This is a genomic window from Anaerobutyricum hallii, from assembly GCF_900209925.1.
GTDB lineage: Bacteria > Bacillota > Clostridia > Lachnospirales > Lachnospiraceae > Anaerobutyricum > Anaerobutyricum soehngenii.
The window spans coordinates 2,264,327-2,278,339 of sequence record NZ_LT907978.1; the positions used below are offsets into that span (position 1 = coordinate 2,264,327).

The 14,013-nt window shown below is 39.6% G+C and carries 15 protein-coding genes, 2 tRNA genes and 1 pseudogene; 5 read left to right on the forward strand and 13 right to left on the reverse strand.

The window, feature by feature from the left end; genetic code table 11:
- Positions 1-54 precede the first annotated feature (54 nt).
- Positions 55-2,685, reverse strand: a complete 2,631-nt coding sequence (gene mutS / locus EHLA_RS10335; protein WP_096240756.1) for a DNA mismatch repair protein MutS — start codon at positions 2,683-2,685, stop codon at positions 55-57.
- Positions 2,678-4,126: a tRNA (N6-isopentenyl adenosine(37)-C2)-methylthiotransferase MiaB gene (gene miaB / locus EHLA_RS10340; protein WP_021907141.1), complete on the reverse strand. Its 1,449-nt coding sequence runs from the start codon at positions 4,124-4,126 to the stop codon at positions 2,678-2,680. The genes mutS and miaB overlap by 8 nt, the downstream gene beginning before the upstream one ends.
- A gap of 134 nt (positions 4,127-4,260) precedes the next feature.
- Here miaB and EHLA_RS10345 point away from each other — a divergent pair.
- The 4 genes from EHLA_RS10345 (at position 4,261) to EHLA_RS10360 (ending at position 6,209) form a co-directional block, all read left to right on the forward strand.
- Positions 4,261-4,332 (forward strand) — tRNA-Glu (locus EHLA_RS10345).
- Positions 4,333-4,407: 75 nt separating this feature from the next.
- Positions 4,408-4,479 (forward strand) — tRNA-Glu (locus EHLA_RS10350).
- 225 nt (positions 4,480-4,704) lie between these two features.
- Positions 4,705-4,977 carry a hypothetical protein gene (locus tag EHLA_RS10355; protein WP_096240757.1) on the forward strand — a complete coding sequence of 91 codons (273 nt, stop codon included), beginning with the start codon at positions 4,705-4,707 and terminating at the stop codon, positions 4,975-4,977.
- A 35-nt stretch (positions 4,978-5,012) separates the two neighbouring features.
- Complete coding sequence (locus EHLA_RS10360) at positions 5,013-6,209, forward strand: DNA polymerase Y family protein (protein WP_096240758.1); 1,197 nt, start codon at positions 5,013-5,015, stop codon at positions 6,207-6,209.
- A gap of 397 nt (positions 6,210-6,606) precedes the next feature.
- Here EHLA_RS10360 and EHLA_RS10365 read toward each other — a convergent pair whose 3' ends face one another.
- Together EHLA_RS10365 and EHLA_RS10370 are read right to left on the reverse strand one after the other, a co-directional pair.
- The gene (locus EHLA_RS10365; protein WP_096240759.1) at positions 6,607-7,065 is read right to left on the reverse strand and encodes a hypothetical protein; all 459 of its coding nucleotides are present in this window, start codon (positions 7,063-7,065) and stop codon (positions 6,607-6,609) included.
- 23 nt (positions 7,066-7,088) lie between these two features.
- Positions 7,089-7,553, reverse strand: coding sequence for a hypothetical protein (locus tag EHLA_RS10370; protein ID WP_096240760.1), 465 nt, complete (start codon positions 7,551-7,553; stop codon positions 7,089-7,091).
- 91 nt (positions 7,554-7,644) lie between these two features.
- On the opposite strand from EHLA_RS10370, the gene EHLA_RS10375 reads away from it, so the two are divergent.
- Positions 7,645-7,869: a helix-turn-helix domain-containing protein gene (locus EHLA_RS10375; protein WP_096240761.1), complete on the forward strand. Its 225-nt coding sequence runs from the start codon at positions 7,645-7,647 to the stop codon at positions 7,867-7,869.
- Between the two features lie 424 nt (positions 7,870-8,293).
- Here the strand turns inward: EHLA_RS10375 and EHLA_RS10380 are convergent, their stop codons facing one another.
- The 9 genes and pseudogenes from EHLA_RS10380 to EHLA_RS10425 form a co-directional block, all read right to left on the reverse strand.
- A complete protein-coding gene (locus EHLA_RS10380; RefSeq protein ID WP_096240762.1) occupies positions 8,294-9,148 on the reverse strand; it encodes a histidinol-phosphatase HisJ family protein in 855 nt (284 codons plus the stop codon).
- A gap of 68 nt (positions 9,149-9,216) precedes the next feature.
- Complete coding sequence (locus tag EHLA_RS10385; protein WP_096240763.1) at positions 9,217-10,047, reverse strand: tRNA (adenine(22)-N(1))-methyltransferase; 831 nt, start codon at positions 10,045-10,047, stop codon at positions 9,217-9,219.
- Positions 10,048-10,232: 185 nt separating this feature from the next.
- Positions 10,233-10,781: pseudogene (locus tag EHLA_RS10390) on the reverse strand (sigma-70 family RNA polymerase sigma factor); the annotation flags it as partial.
- A gap of 79 nt (positions 10,782-10,860) precedes the next feature.
- Positions 10,861-11,178: a hypothetical protein gene (locus EHLA_RS10395; protein ID WP_096240764.1), complete on the reverse strand. Its 318-nt coding sequence runs from the start codon at positions 11,176-11,178 to the stop codon at positions 10,861-10,863.
- 17 nt (positions 11,179-11,195) lie between these two features.
- On the reverse strand, positions 11,196-11,594 hold the full coding sequence (locus tag EHLA_RS10400; protein WP_096240765.1) for a hypothetical protein: 399 nt from the start codon (positions 11,592-11,594) through the stop codon (positions 11,196-11,198).
- Positions 11,595-11,607: 13 nt separating this feature from the next.
- Positions 11,608-12,030, reverse strand: coding sequence for a hypothetical protein (locus tag EHLA_RS10405; RefSeq protein WP_096240766.1), 423 nt, complete (start codon positions 12,028-12,030; stop codon positions 11,608-11,610).
- A 115-nt stretch (positions 12,031-12,145) separates the two neighbouring features.
- Complete coding sequence (locus tag EHLA_RS10410; protein WP_096240767.1) at positions 12,146-12,982, reverse strand: hypothetical protein; 837 nt, start codon at positions 12,980-12,982, stop codon at positions 12,146-12,148.
- A gap of 100 nt (positions 12,983-13,082) precedes the next feature.
- Positions 13,083-13,589: a hypothetical protein gene (locus tag EHLA_RS16265; protein ID WP_157908582.1), complete on the reverse strand. Its 507-nt coding sequence runs from the start codon at positions 13,587-13,589 to the stop codon at positions 13,083-13,085.
- On the reverse strand, positions 13,590-13,967 hold the full coding sequence (locus EHLA_RS10425; protein WP_096240770.1) for a hypothetical protein: 378 nt from the start codon (positions 13,965-13,967) through the stop codon (positions 13,590-13,592).
- Positions 13,968-14,013 lie beyond the last annotated feature (46 nt).

Below are 14,013 nucleotides of genomic sequence, written 5' to 3' on the forward strand. Positions count from 1 at the left end.
CCTTCTGACAATTCTTCTCTCATGTCCTTTTAAAATGATATGTATGAAGTGATTTTATTTACATTTTTTCTGCAGTTCATAAAGCTGATTCATTGCCTCCATCGGAGTCATATTACTAATATCTAACTTTTTCAATGTTTCTTCCACTTCACTTTTCTTTGGCTGTTCTGCCACCATTCCCATCGTATCAAATAATGAAATCTGAACTGGCTCGGCTTCTTCTGTACGTTTCTTTCCAATATTTTTTGTATTCGCTGTAATATCAGATTCTTCTAATTCCGCCGCAATTTCTTTTGCTCTTTCTATAACAACTTCCGGCACACCGGCAAGCTTTGCCACCTGAATCCCGTAGCTTCTGTCCGCACTGCCTTTAATAATCTTTCGCAGGAAAATAATACTGTCTCCTTTTTCCTGCACTGCAATACAGTAATTATTTACGCCTGGAAGCTTGCCTTCTAATTCTGTCAGCTCGTGATAATGGGTCGCAAATAATGTCTTTGCTCCGGCTAAAGAAGAACCCGCTATATATTCCACAACCGCCCACGCAATAGAAAGACCGTCAAATGTACTCGTTCCTCTTCCAATTTCATCAAGAATCAACAGACTGTCTTTCGTTGCATGCCGTAAAATATTCGCAACTTCACTCATTTCCACCATAAATGTACTCTGTCCAGAAGCCAGATCATCCGATGCCCCTACTCTTGTAAAAATACGGTCTACCAGACCAATATTTGCAGACTTTGCCGGAACAAAAGAACCAATCTGTGCCATAAGAACAATCAAGGCTGTCTGTCTCATATACGTAGACTTTCCTGCCATATTTGGACCGGTAATAATATCGACACGATTCTTTTTATGATCAAGCAATGTATCATTCGCAACAAAAAGTTCACCGGACATCATTTTTTCCACAACTGGATGACGTCCATCTTTAATATCAATGACACCTCTTTGGTTAAGGGTCGGTCGTACATATTGATTTGCTTCCGCTACAAGTGCAAGAGAGGCAAAAACATCTGTCCATGCGATCACACTGGCTGTTTTCTGAATTCTCTCCATCTCAGATGCCAGTTTTTCACGAATTGCCACATATGTTTCATACTCCAAAGCATAAAGTTTATCCTCTGCCCCAAGAATTGTTCTTGCCAGTTCAGACAGTTCTTCTGTCGTATACCGTTCGGCATTCGCAAGAGTCTGACGGCGGATATAATAATCCGGCACCAGGTCTTTATAAGAATTCGTTACTTCTATATAATAGCCAAAAACTTTATTAAAACGCACTCGCAGATTTTTAATTCCTGTCTTTTCCCGCTCTCTCTCTTCTAATTCAGCAAGCCATGTCTTTCCATCCGTTTTCGCCTTCTTTAAATGGTCGATTTCTTCATCAAAACCTTCTTTGATAATTCCACCTTCCTTGATCGGAATCGGTGGGTCCTCCTCAATAGAAGACTCTAATAATTCATGAAGATCTTCTAATGTATCAAGGCTTTCTGCCATTTTTGCAAGAACACCTTTACTAAACTGCGCGAGAATATCTTTAATATATGGCAGATATTGAATAGAGGTCTTAAAAGAAATCAAATCTCTTGGGTTTGCCGTACGGTAGCTTACCTTCATTGTAAGACGTTCCAGATCATAAATAGAATTCATATACTCACGAAGTTCTTCTCTTGCCATAAGGTTATCTTTTAGCATTTCTACCGCATCTAACCTGTCCTGAATCGCCCCTTTATGAATTAATGGCTGCTCGATCATCTTACGAAGTGTTCTGGCACCCATCGCAGTCTTTGTTTTATCAAGCACCCATAAAAGACTTCCCTTTTTCCCTTTTTCTCTTAATGTCTCACACAGCTCTAAATTTCTTCTGGTAGAGCTGTCAATGACCATATAATTTTCTGTCGAATATACTTTTAATTCCATCAGATGAGCAAGAGAATTCTTCTGTGTTTCATGAAGATACTGTAATAATGCCCCACTCGCAATCATGCCAAATGGATAATCTGAGAGTCCGATTCCCTCTAAATTCACAAGAGCATACTGTTCTTTAATCAGCTTCTCGCACCGATCATTTTCAAAGTAATCACTGGAAACCGGTGAAATCACTGCGCCAACCTTATCTCTGATATAATCAAAATCCATACCGCAAATACAAAAGGCATCGTTACAAATAATCTCAGACGGCTGAAACTTATTCATTTCATCAAAAAGTGCGTCCTGATGTTCAACCTGTGTTGTCCGAAATTCTCCGGTAGATAAATCACACACACCAATTCCGAACAGGTCATCTTCACAGAACACACTCATAATGAAATTATTCTTTGATTCATCAAGGCTCTGCGTCATAACATTCGTTCCCGGTGTAACAACGCGGATAACATCTCTTTTTACGATTCCCTTCGCAGCCTTTGGATCTTCCACCTGCTCACAGATGGCAACACGAAATCCTTTCTCCACTAACTTGTTAATATAAGGCTCACAGGAATGGAAAGGCACCCCACACATAGGCGCCTTTTCTTCCTGACCACAGTTTTTCCCTGTCAGAGTAATCTCTAATTCTCTTGATGCAGTCAGTGCATCATCATAAAACATCTCATAGAAATCTCCTAAACGGTAAAACAATATACAGTCTTTATATTTATTCTTTATCTGGAAATACTGTTCCATCATCGGAGTCAGTTTAGCCATGGATGCTCAACCTCCCCAGATAATAAAATCCTTTCGACTCTTCCAGCACAACAGGAACAATCTTACCAATTAAAGAAGCATCTCCTTTAAAATGTACAACACTATTATTTGATAATCGTCCTGTAACCATAGAAGCATCCTTCTCGTCAATCTCTTCTACTAAAACAAGTTCTGTATTCCCAGCAAGCTTGCCATTCTGCTCTCTTGCTGTTTCATTTACCACTTTTAATAAGCGGTCAAATCTCTCATGCACCACTTCTTCTGAAACCTGATCCGGCATTTTTGCTGCCGGTGTTCCCGAACGCTTAGAATAAATAAAAGTAAATGCGCTGTCATACTTTGCTTTTCTTACAACATCAAGCGTCTCCTGAAAATCTTCCTCTGTCTCTCCCGGAAAACCTACAATAATATCTGTTGTAATCGCAATATCCGGAACAGCAGTACGAATCTTATCTACTAATGTAAGATAATGTTCCTTTGTGTACTTTCTGTTCATTAATTTTAAAATGCGGCTACTTCCAGACTGCACCGGCAAATGAAGATGTTTACAAATCTTCTTAGAATGTGCCATCACTTCAATAAGCTCATCTGATAAATCCTTTGGATGAGAAGTCATAAAACGAATCCTTTCGATTCCTTCTACTTCTTCTACCATAGTAAGAAGCTTGGCAAAACTAATCGGATTCTCAAGATTCTTTCCGTAAGAATTTACATTCTGTCCAAGAAGCATCACCTCTACAACACCTTCTGATGCCAGCTTCTTTACTTCTGCTACGATATCCTCTGGCTTTCTGCTTCGCTCTCTTCCTCTTACATAAGGAACAATACAGTAGCTGCAAAAATTATTACAGCCAAACATAATATTAACTCCAGCCTTAAATCCAAACTTACGGTCACTTGGCAGATCTTCGATAATCTGATCTGTTTTCTCCCAAACATCAAATACCCTCTTCCTTCCGGAAAGACATTCATATAAAAGTTCTGCAAGCTTAAAAATATTATGTGTCCCAAAAACAACATCAACAAACTTAAATGTTGTCTTCACCTTTTCCTGCTCCTCCGGTTCCTGCATCATGCATCCACACATGGCAATGACCATCTCCGGATTCTTCTTTTTATAATTTTTCAATGCTCCAAGTCTTCCATAAACACGTACATTCGCATTCTCACGCACAGTACATGTATTATAGTAAACAAAGTCCGCTTTTTCCGTATCCGCCTTCACGTAACCGATATCTTCAAGAATCCCGTTCAGCTTCTCCGAATCTTTAAAATTCATCTGGCATCCAAACGTCTGGTCATAAAATGTAAGCTTACGTCCAAGCTCCATTTCTTTTTCCTTTATGATTTCTCTACACTTTGCAATAAAATACCGCTGTCTCTCCGGTTCCTTTTCCGGTGCAGGCGCGGTTGTATCAATTAATTCATAGTTTATATTCATTATAACCTCCAAGGTGTGTAAAATTGATTTTTACGCAGATAAAATTATTATAGGATAACTCTTTTTATTTTTCAAGAAAAAAGTACTTGATTTTTATTTTTGTCTGTGTTATATTAGTCAAGTCGCAACGATATGGTCGATTGGTCAAGCGGCTAAGACGTCGCCCTCTCACGGCGAAAACAGGGGTTCGATTCCCCTATCGACTATTTATTAAAAATAAAATAAAAAAGCACTTGATTTTCACTTTAGTATGTGATATACTAATCAAGTCGCAACGACATGGTCGATTGGTCAAGCGGCTAAGACGTCGCCCTCTCACGGCGAAAACAGGGGTTCGATTCCCCTATCGACTATTTATTTTAGAAAGGTTTGTCTGTTTAGACAGACCTTTTTTGTTTAATAAAAGAAAATGTCTACTTTTGTTGAATAGAATATTTTTCCTAGTTATCTTATGATACAGATTTTTTCCTGTATTATTTCTCAGAAACTATTATTTTTATCTCAGTCGAGAAGACTCCCACCTTTTTCAAGTGGTGAGTGGCTGCTCGACTTGAATTTCATAAAGGAGGGACTCTTCTATGGCTTTTTTCGACACCTTAAAACAAAATCTTATGACTACTGGCCAAACTACCGTAGACAAAGCAAAGACAACTGTTGAAATTTTAAAATTAAAAGATCAGATTCGCCAGGATAAACGAGAAATCCGCTCTGCCACTTATAAAATCGGGGAGATTTACCGGGAGTTACACTCGGAGGACTATGAAGAAGCTTATGAGGATTGTTTCCAAAAGATTGAGCGTTTAGAGCAGGCAATCGACTGGAAAGAGGATGCCCTAAAAAATCTAGAATAATAGACGAAACTATTCTTTACAAAGGATTTTTATTTATGAAAGAAAGACTGATTTTTCATGTTGACGTAAATAGTGCCTTTTTAAGCTGGGAAGCCGTTTACCAGCTTAAAAATGGTGCCAGTACAGACATACGAACAATCCCGGCAATCATTGGCGGAGATACTTCCCTACGAAAAGGTGTTGTCCTTGCCAAATCTCTTCCTGCCAAACATTTTGGCATCCACACAGGAGAACCGGTTACCGATGCATTAACAAAATGTCCTTCCTTGAAAAGCTTCCGTCCAAACTTTCCCCTCTATCGTGAATACTCTAATGCATTTATTACTATTTTAAAAAAATACGCCCCTGTGGTAGAACAGGTTTCTATCGATGAAGCTTATCTTGACATGAGCGGACTACATTACTTTTACTCTACCCCACTTGAAGCAGCCGCAAAAATCCAGACAGAAATCCGGGACACCCTGGGCTTTACTGTAAATATCGGCATTTCCTCCAATAAGCTTCTGGCAAAAATGGCATCTGATTTTGAAAAACCCGATAAAATCCACACACTGTTTCCACAGGAGATGGCAGAAAAAATGTGGCATCTGCCCGTTCGCACTCTTTTCTTCACAGGAAGAGCTGCCGCAAAAAAATTAAACCAACTTGGCATTTATACAATCGGTGACCTTGCGGGAAGTGATCCGAATTTTCTTCAGGCACATTTAAATTCTCAAGGCATCACTTTATGGAACTATGCAAACGGCCACGACGATTCTCCTGTAAAAGAAACTCCCGATGCGCCAAAAGGCTATGGAAACTCTATGACTCTAAGCAAAGATCTGACCTCTTTTTCTGAAGCCAGACCTGTTCTTTTAGAACTTTGCGAAACGGTTACTAAACGCCTTAGAGCAGATCACATTTATGCTCAGGTTATCGAAGTAGAGCTAAAAGACAAAAACTTCCGTCGAAAATCTCACCAGACCGTCCTTGACTATTCCACAAACACTACCGATGATTTCTACCAAATCAGTATAAAACTTTTTCAGGAATTATGGGACGGAACACCTATCCGTCTTCTCGGAGTTCGCGGAGGAAAGCTGACCTCTGATAAAATCGAACAGATTCAGCTCTTTACCGAGACTGCTTCCAGACAAAAAAGTCGTGAAAAAATGGCAAAATTAGATGCCGCACTCGACTCCATTCAGAAAAAATATGGCAAAGACTCTGTGAAACGAGGAAGCAGATGCTGAGTTGTAGATTTCGTGTAGACGAAAAAAGAAAAAATACTATATCCCATCTGCTCTGTAGTCGCTGTGCTTAAGATGCTCATCCGCATCTTAAACACGCTCCCAAGCCGCATCTGGGATATAGTATTTTTTCTTTTTTCTGACTATCTAAATCCACAGTTGGTAAGAGTGGGAATTCTCCAGAAGGTTATGGCTTTCCGCTAAATTAAATTATCCCTTCTACTCTGTAGCCGCTGTATTTAAGATGTTTATCCGCTTCTTAAACACGCTCCCAAGCCGCATCTGGGATATATCATTTTTCTTTTTTCTGACTCTTCTCTACTATACCCAAAGTCCAGAAAGAACCGCATCTACTACTATAGATCCTTTATAATTGCTGTCTTTATCAAATCTTTTATCATTATAAATTATTTTTTCTGTACTCTTCCAGCATTTCATTTAATTTTTGACGGAATACATTATCACTTTCTTCTTTTACCTGAATATCTTCCATCAAAACACCTATTGGTGTTGTTGTTATATTTAAACCTTTCAAAGTAAATAGATGACTTTTTTCCGTTTTTCTCATTGTTTCGTATTTAAGTGATGACACACCATATGGTATCGTAAAATTTTCCGTTAATGTCTGGTTTCCATCGGCAAATGTCCAAAGACAAGCTAGCTTATGAGGCAACCCATTAACTTTTATATTCACCTTCTTTCCGCTATCTACTGATGCTATTTTTCGTCCATCAAGGACAATCTCACATCCAATTTTATTCAAACAAAATTGCTTTATACGTGAAACCTCAATTGTTCTTGACATCATCTTAAGTTTACTTTCGACAAATTCTCTTTCTTTTTCTGTTATTTGACTCATAAAATCCTCCCTTATAAAAATAATCATATTATAAAATGACAAAACGCCACTAAACAGCCTGTCATAAATATGTTAATTAGGATAGAAGATTCTTTTTCTTGCTGTCCCATTCCAAAAAGTAATCCGTTTGCTTCCCCAGCAAAAAAAATAATTCCACCTACCAATATTGAAATGATATATCCCAGCATCCAACCAAACATAGACAACCCAGTTGCCTTAGCAGTTCCCGCAGCAAAATGATGTATAAGTTTATAAAAAAAAGCTATTCTAACAACATCAAACACAAAAGATATAAGTACAATAACGGCATTATTTTTATATTTATATAATGCGAAATATAAATCCTGAATTATATTCTTAATCAAAAATAAAATACAAGTCACTCCCAGAATAGCCAACACAAATTTTGTAGATGCGTTAATAAAAACAATAGAAACTAGCAATATAAATGCTAATACTAACCCTAAATTAAAAAATATTATAATCATACTTCCTCCTTAAGTTTTCTTTAATAATAGGTCAATTTCACCCTAAAGTCAATAGGTCAATATGCCATAATTCTTCAAAAAAGGAGTTCTTATGTCTCGTTTAAAAGAATTAAGAAAAGAAAAGGGATACACTCAGGTAAAAATGCAGTTATTAACAGGAATCGATCAAAGTGACTATTCCAAAATAGAAAATGGAAAACGCTATTATACGTTTGAACAATGCAGAAAAATTGCACTGGCATTAGAAACAAGCATGGATTATCTCGCTGAACTAACGGACGAGAAGAAACCTTACCCACGAATAGTAAAAAAATAATCCTAAATTCAGGTTAAAATAATTCCAGACAAAAAGCTATGATGATTAATTTTATAACGCTAAGAAAAAGGGCAGGATACTCTCTTCAGCTTATCCTGCCCTCATTCTTATCGTCTCACGCAATCCATTATAATCAAAGTCAACGTATAATTACTCGCTTTCCTCACTTTGGTTCCGTATAAAAGTTATAATTTGTCATACAGCTCCTTCTTCTCATCTGCCGAAGAGTCTCGCTTATTGATTGTCATAATCTTCTGGAGCTTCCCCCTGTCTTCTGCCTGGTTTGGAGTAGACAGAAAAATAAAAAGTATCTTATAGCAGATGTGACCTCGGAGCAAGGATTGAATGCGAGCCTTTATGCAAGCATTCAATGTGCAGCGACTACTGGCACAGATGCTATAAGATACTTTTTATTTTTCGTCCGTTACTCCAAGTCATGAAATACCGGTTTCATCTTCTCAAATGTGCAAAATTGTGTATACCCCAGTTTACGAAGTTCCTCTTTCGCCCAGTCAATATACGCACCAAGATGTTCTTTTTTATGGCTGTCACTTCCGATCGTGATAATTGTGCCACCAAGTTCCCGGTAAAGTTTTAATATATCCCTTGATGGTGTCATATCTGCAATTCCGTAGCGGTGATTGGAAGTGTTTACTTCTATTCCTTTTCCATCTGCAATGACCGTTTTTAAAATTTCTGTGATAATTGGTTTTACTTTTTCAAATGAATACGGTCCCTGCTCATCATAACGGACTATTAAATCCATATGTCCTAATACACTGTAATTGTGATAGTTTTGTACAACGGAAAGTAATTCTTTATAATACCCTTCATTATATTCCTGCTGTGTTCGCGTACTCTGGTATTCGTTTGTCCAAAATTCTTCATCACCTACCTGATGGATGGACAAGATAATGAAATCAAATGGATAACTTGCAAATAACTTCTCATATTCTGGAATGGTATGTGTCTGCACCCCAAACTCCAACCCGGCTTTTATTGAAATCTGCTTCTTATATTTTTCTTTCAGTTCTTCAATTAGTGAAAAATATTTTTTATATTCTACGTTAGTAAGCGCAACCCATTCCGGTTCGTCTTCCTCTCCCGCACGATATTCAATCCCTCTTGGGTCATCCCAGTCACGATACGGACCATAATCTACATGATCTGTAAAACAGATATCCTCTATTTCCAAAGAAATCGCATCTTTAACAACATCTTCCATCAGATAAACAGAATCATTACTAAACGCTGTGTGTACATGGTAATCTGCTAACATTTTTTCTCCTTTATCCAAATATTTTCTATAATTTTTGAAATATTGCAACGGTCTTCGATAAGCATATTTTAAAAAATGGCCTTTCTCATATCCTCTATTTCTTTTTGTAATTCCTGATATCTTCGCTGTCTTTTTATAATATTTGCCCGGTCTTTTCCGGAAATTTCTTCGGATTCTTCTATATTTCCCATCTTCTTTATAGATTGTTTTAAGTCTGCTGCTATTTGTTCTTTTTTTGCAATTTCTTTCTCTAAATATTCTATTAAGACTGGATTTTTCGTTTCGATTAAGTATCTGCCATACCGTTCGTAAATCTCTTCCATTTCTGTCTTCGCAACGGTCTGATTCTCCGGCATATCTGCTATTTCTTTCATATATTCGTGAATAGAAGGCTGTTTGTGCTTCATTCGCTGTGGCTGCGTCCATCCCGGTTCTGCCTTGATAATAACATAATATTTGCCATCTTCTTTTAAGAACCATTCCTTTTCGATCTGATAACGATATTCTTTTAAAATCTGGCGAACTTTAAACCATTCTGACTGGGGCTGTAAAATCAATTCCTTTCCTTCTATCAGAAATTCTGGTTTTGCTTTTAGTATTTTACATATTAAATCACCACCCATACCAGCAATAACTACCGTATCTGTTTCTCCTGGCTCTAGTGGAGCAAGTCCATTTCCAAGACGGGTTGCTATTTTACCGCTAAGCTTTTCTGCACGAATATGCTCCTTGGCTTTTTCAAGTGGTCCTTTATTCACATCCATGGCAATACCACCTGGTGACAAGTTATTCTTTACAAGATAAATCGGCACATAACCATGATCCGTTCCTATGTCTGCCACACGATTTCCTGGTGTTACCGCTTCTGCTACTGTTTTTAATCGTATTGAAAGTTCCATTTTAAATTGTCTGCCTCCTAAATTATATTCCTTAACCTATTTCTTGTTTCGTATGTATTACTTATCTATTTTCTCTGAATATTATACGGTATCTCTATCCCTTTTTTCAATGACAAAAGCAGGTATATTTATAAGACTTAAAATCCATATAAATATACCTGTCCTTTATTCTCTATTTCTTTATTCTATTCTCCCAAAAAATCTCTAAGCTTTCTACTTCTCGTTGGATGACGCAGCTTGCGCAGGGCCTTCGCCTCAATCTGGCGAATACGTTCTCTTGTCACTTGAAAGTCTCTTCCCACTTCTTCCAGGGTGTGTGGCTTTCCGTCTTCTAATCCAAAACGAAGTGCTAAAACCTTTTGCTCCCGATCAGACAAGGTATCCATAACTTCTTCAAGCTGTTCACGAAGTAATGTGTGGGCTGCTTCTTCTGACGGAACAGGCACATGTTCATCCTGAATAAAGTCTCCAAGGTGACTGTCTTCTTCCTCTCCAATTGGTGTTTCTAAAGAAACTGGTTCCTGTGAAATCTTAGAAACTTCAAGTATCCGCTCCACCGGAAGATTCATCGTAACCGCGATTTCTTCTGGGGTGGGTTCTCTTCCGTATTCCTGTAAAAGCCTCCTGCTCGTTCGATTAACCCGATTCATTGTCTCTACCATATGCACCGGAATCCGAATCGTCCTCGCCTGATCTGCAATCGCTCTCGTAATGGATTGCCTGATCCACCAGGTTAAGGTCAGTTACCGTATAACAAAATATGATAGAAATAAAGGAGAAGTAATTATATTATACAAGAAGAAAGAGGACGTTTCAAGCGCCCTCTTTTATTTTTCGCAAAACTGACCGATATTCTCGCGGATACATTGCTTCGATGGCTTTCATGTGTTCGTCAAGCACGCGTAATAAGTGCTCAAAGTCTGCGTTTCGGGCGATTTCTTTAAATTCAGAATCCGGCTCGGAACTGTAAGAGTAGTATGATGTGTTAGAAGATAGTTGGTTCGGTTGTTGATTGCTCATTAAATTATTGCGTACATTGTATAAAATCGAAAGCCGTTCGCAAGTGGCGTAGGTTGTTTTTCCTGCCTCTAATGCCGCAATTTCGGCATTAATTTCGTCCATATTAATCATTGCGGCACTCCTTTCTCTTATCGGTCTAATTCTGCTAATGCTCTGCCTAGTGCTGCCTGATCTGTACTAGACAGATTACTGTCGTGCATCATGTCTTTGATAGTTTCTTTTACCTGCATTTTTGCATCGTTGTAAGAGTAATGCCCCCTCACATAGTGCTGACCTCTACGAGCGTTGCTATAGTCGTCGTAATCCATGTCAGGATAACGCCCGCGACTGTATCTTCCTGACGTGTTCCAGTCGCCGCCACGGCTGTATTCGTTGCCACCTTCCAGATACATGATTTTGTCAATATTTTTAATTGTGTCTGTCAGTTTGTGGACTGCTTCTAAATCCCCGGCGCTCATATCGCCTTTGTTCGAAATCTCGTCCAGCTCTCTGCACATCATCTTTTTTAATTTGTGTAATGATTCCATTTTTCGCCCTCCTTTACGCTACTCTCTCGGCGATTAAATTGCTATTGGCTATATTAATTGCCTGCGTAGATGTATTTTCGACTGCGATCGTTATGCAACACCCGCGCGGAACGTCAATAAATGCCGCCGTAAATACATTAAAATATTCGTCTGCCGCCGCAGGTGTTACGATTGCTGTCGCACTATTTAATGGTTCTCCGGCGATTGCCAGGGCAATAGAAATAGGTGCCACAGTTCCACCGGCAGGTATGGCGATATTAGCCCCAAAGCTGACCTTATAGCGCGCCCTGCACTGGTTTGTAAGGCCTCTAAGGGTCACAATTCCTGCTCCCTCCCGGTGTGCAATACAGCTACCGCACTTTACGGCTGTCTCTGTGAGCGGTAAATTCTGCCCCGCTGCTACGGTTACGATATTGCTATTAGTAAATTCTGCCACGTTATCACTCCTTTTTTTAATAATAAACGGCGGAACGATTGCCCCGCCGCTATAAGCATCATCGGCACAAGCCGAACAATCCCGTCAACGCAGGAAGTTGCTAATTATAAAAATTTTAGCATCCGCAACCAGTATTGCATCCGCAATTACCGTACTGATATGGTGCGGAAACCGGAAAAGCTGGCACTGGTCTAGGGTTGTAGTAAGTAAACTGTCCCTGCATATACGCCTTTAAGGTTTCGTTCTGTGATGCCTGAGAAGCCGCTAACTGTGCCGCAAATAACTGCTGATTCTGCTCGGCAATCTTAGCGTCCTTAGCTTCGATTCTCTGCGCTGTGAGGGCATCGAGAATAGCTCTAGCGTTGTTGTTCTGGTTGTCGATAATATCCCTTGTGTTGTTTGCGTTGTTAAAATTTGTCTGGCAGAAGCCGTTTGTAACTTCCTGCTGGATTGCATTGGTATTCATCGCCATGTTGTAGTTAACGCCTGCGATAGCCTGTTTGTTATCACAGCAGCACTGCGCTAACTGTGCCTGCAAAGCGTTGAAACTTTGCATATCTGCAATCTGCCCCTGCTGGATTGCATTCCGTGTATCATAGCCGTTCTGCTGAATTGTACTATTTGTTCCTGCAAATCCGTTGAGTAGAGAGGTGTTCATTGCATAAAATCCGTCACAAATACCGCTGTTGATAGCATCACCCTTGCGCTCAAGGGAGGAAATTCCGCTATCAATCTGGCGCTGTAAGGTTGCAAAGTCGGAAGCTAATACATAGTTATCTACCGCGCCTCCGCCGCCGTTATTCCATCCATTTCCGTTTCCCCATCCACAGAAGATGAAAAGGAAAAGAATGATAATCCACCAAGCACCGTTGTCCTCGCCAGATGCGCCATTATTGTTGCCTGTGACCGCCGCTAAATCCGCCGGACTCATTCCGTCTGTTGTTAATCCCATGAAATCACTCCTTTTTATTTATTTAAAACCTTTTAAAAGGTTTTGGAACTGTGTTGCCATACCCTGCAACTGGTTATACTGTTGCTGGCTCATTTGCCCGCTATTTAGCAGGTTTTGCACTTCCTGCTTCGGGTCCCCCTGAAACTGCTGTCTGAACTGTTGAAACTGCTGTATCATCTGCATTGGATTGAGATTCATTTAATACCCTCCTTCTTAGCGTCTCCATTTGCCTTTCTAAGGCGTTTAAGCGTTCCTCATAATTGATTAGTTGGCTAGACTGTGAAAGCTCCACTGTGGGCGAATCTGCGCCTTTGCGCTTGTATTCAAACACCTCTAAAAACGGCCTGCCTGTCTGGTCTGCTCTTTTTTCGTAAAAAACTGGCGCCTGACTGTCCCACAGGCGAACAAAAGAGTTTGGCGCTACTAAATACGCCTCCGCCGCGCCCTGTCCTTGCACCCAAATCCGCTCATCGGGATTGGATTGTTGTTGCATTTGTTGGGGCGGTGTCTGCTGTTGTTTTAGTCGATTTAGTTGGTCAAGATAATCCGGTTGTGGATATTGCGGATACTGTGGATACTGTTGTGGATATTGTGGATAACCGAACATTTATTTTCCTCCTTCCCTCCAATAGTAGATAGGTGTCATTGCTCCACTGTCCCACGTATCGTAGTAATTGCCGTCAATTACCGCTATAACGTGCCCTGACAGTGCTAAAATATAAACCCCTTCTGGGTGGTTGTTTGCAAATTCTGAGACGGTACAGGTCATGTATTCGTCTGGGATTATATAACGGCTAAATCCATTATCTTTGAGGTATGCGCCCCACACTGCATTAGCCGAGGGCATATCTGACAGTATCAATCCGTACAATGCAAGCTGTATGTATGTTTCTTCCCATGTCTGACCCATAGCCTTTGAGATAGCACGTACAGTACAATCTCCCACTTTTGCCGCTGCGGGGTTAGGATTCCAATATTGATACATTTTTTTGCCCTCCTTATAGTTTTATTATCGCAAAAAAATAAGCGTG

Excerpts from the sequence above, each read along its gene's own strand:
- mutS (WP_096240756.1), bottom strand. The coding sequence starts at position 2,685 with ATGGCTAAACTGACTCCGATGATGGAACAGTATTTCCAGATAAAGAAT.
- miaB (WP_021907141.1), bottom strand. The coding sequence starts at position 4,126 with ATGAATATAAACTATGAATTAATTGATACAACCGCGCCTGCACCGGAA.
- EHLA_RS10355 (WP_096240757.1), top strand. The coding sequence starts at position 4,705 with ATGGCTTTTTTCGACACCTTAAAACAAAATCTTATGACTACTGGCCAA.
- EHLA_RS10360 (WP_096240758.1), top strand. The coding sequence starts at position 5,013 with ATGAAAGAAAGACTGATTTTTCATGTTGACGTAAATAGTGCCTTTTTA.
- EHLA_RS10365 (WP_096240759.1), bottom strand. The coding sequence starts at position 7,065 with ATGAGTCAAATAACAGAAAAAGAAAGAGAATTTGTCGAAAGTAAACTT.
- EHLA_RS10370 (WP_096240760.1), bottom strand. The coding sequence starts at position 7,553 with ATGATTATAATATTTTTTAATTTAGGGTTAGTATTAGCATTTATATTG.
- EHLA_RS10375 (WP_096240761.1), top strand. The coding sequence starts at position 7,645 with ATGTCTCGTTTAAAAGAATTAAGAAAAGAAAAGGGATACACTCAGGTA.
- EHLA_RS10380 (WP_096240762.1), bottom strand. The coding sequence starts at position 9,148 with ATGTTAGCAGATTACCATGTACACACAGCGTTTAGTAATGATTCTGTT.
- EHLA_RS10385 (WP_096240763.1), bottom strand. The coding sequence starts at position 10,047 with ATGGAACTTTCAATACGATTAAAAACAGTAGCAGAAGCGGTAACACCA.
- EHLA_RS10395 (WP_096240764.1), bottom strand. The coding sequence starts at position 11,178 with ATGATTAATATGGACGAAATTAATGCCGAAATTGCGGCATTAGAGGCA.
- EHLA_RS10400 (WP_096240765.1), bottom strand. The coding sequence starts at position 11,594 with ATGGAATCATTACACAAATTAAAAAAGATGATGTGCAGAGAGCTGGAC.
- EHLA_RS10410 (WP_096240767.1), bottom strand. The coding sequence starts at position 12,982 with ATGGGATTAACAACAGACGGAATGAGTCCGGCGGATTTAGCGGCGGTC.
- EHLA_RS16265 (WP_157908582.1), bottom strand. The coding sequence starts at position 13,589 with ATGTTCGGTTATCCACAATATCCACAACAGTATCCACAGTATCCGCAA.
- EHLA_RS10425 (WP_096240770.1), bottom strand. The coding sequence starts at position 13,967 with ATGTATCAATATTGGAATCCTAACCCCGCAGCGGCAAAAGTGGGAGAT.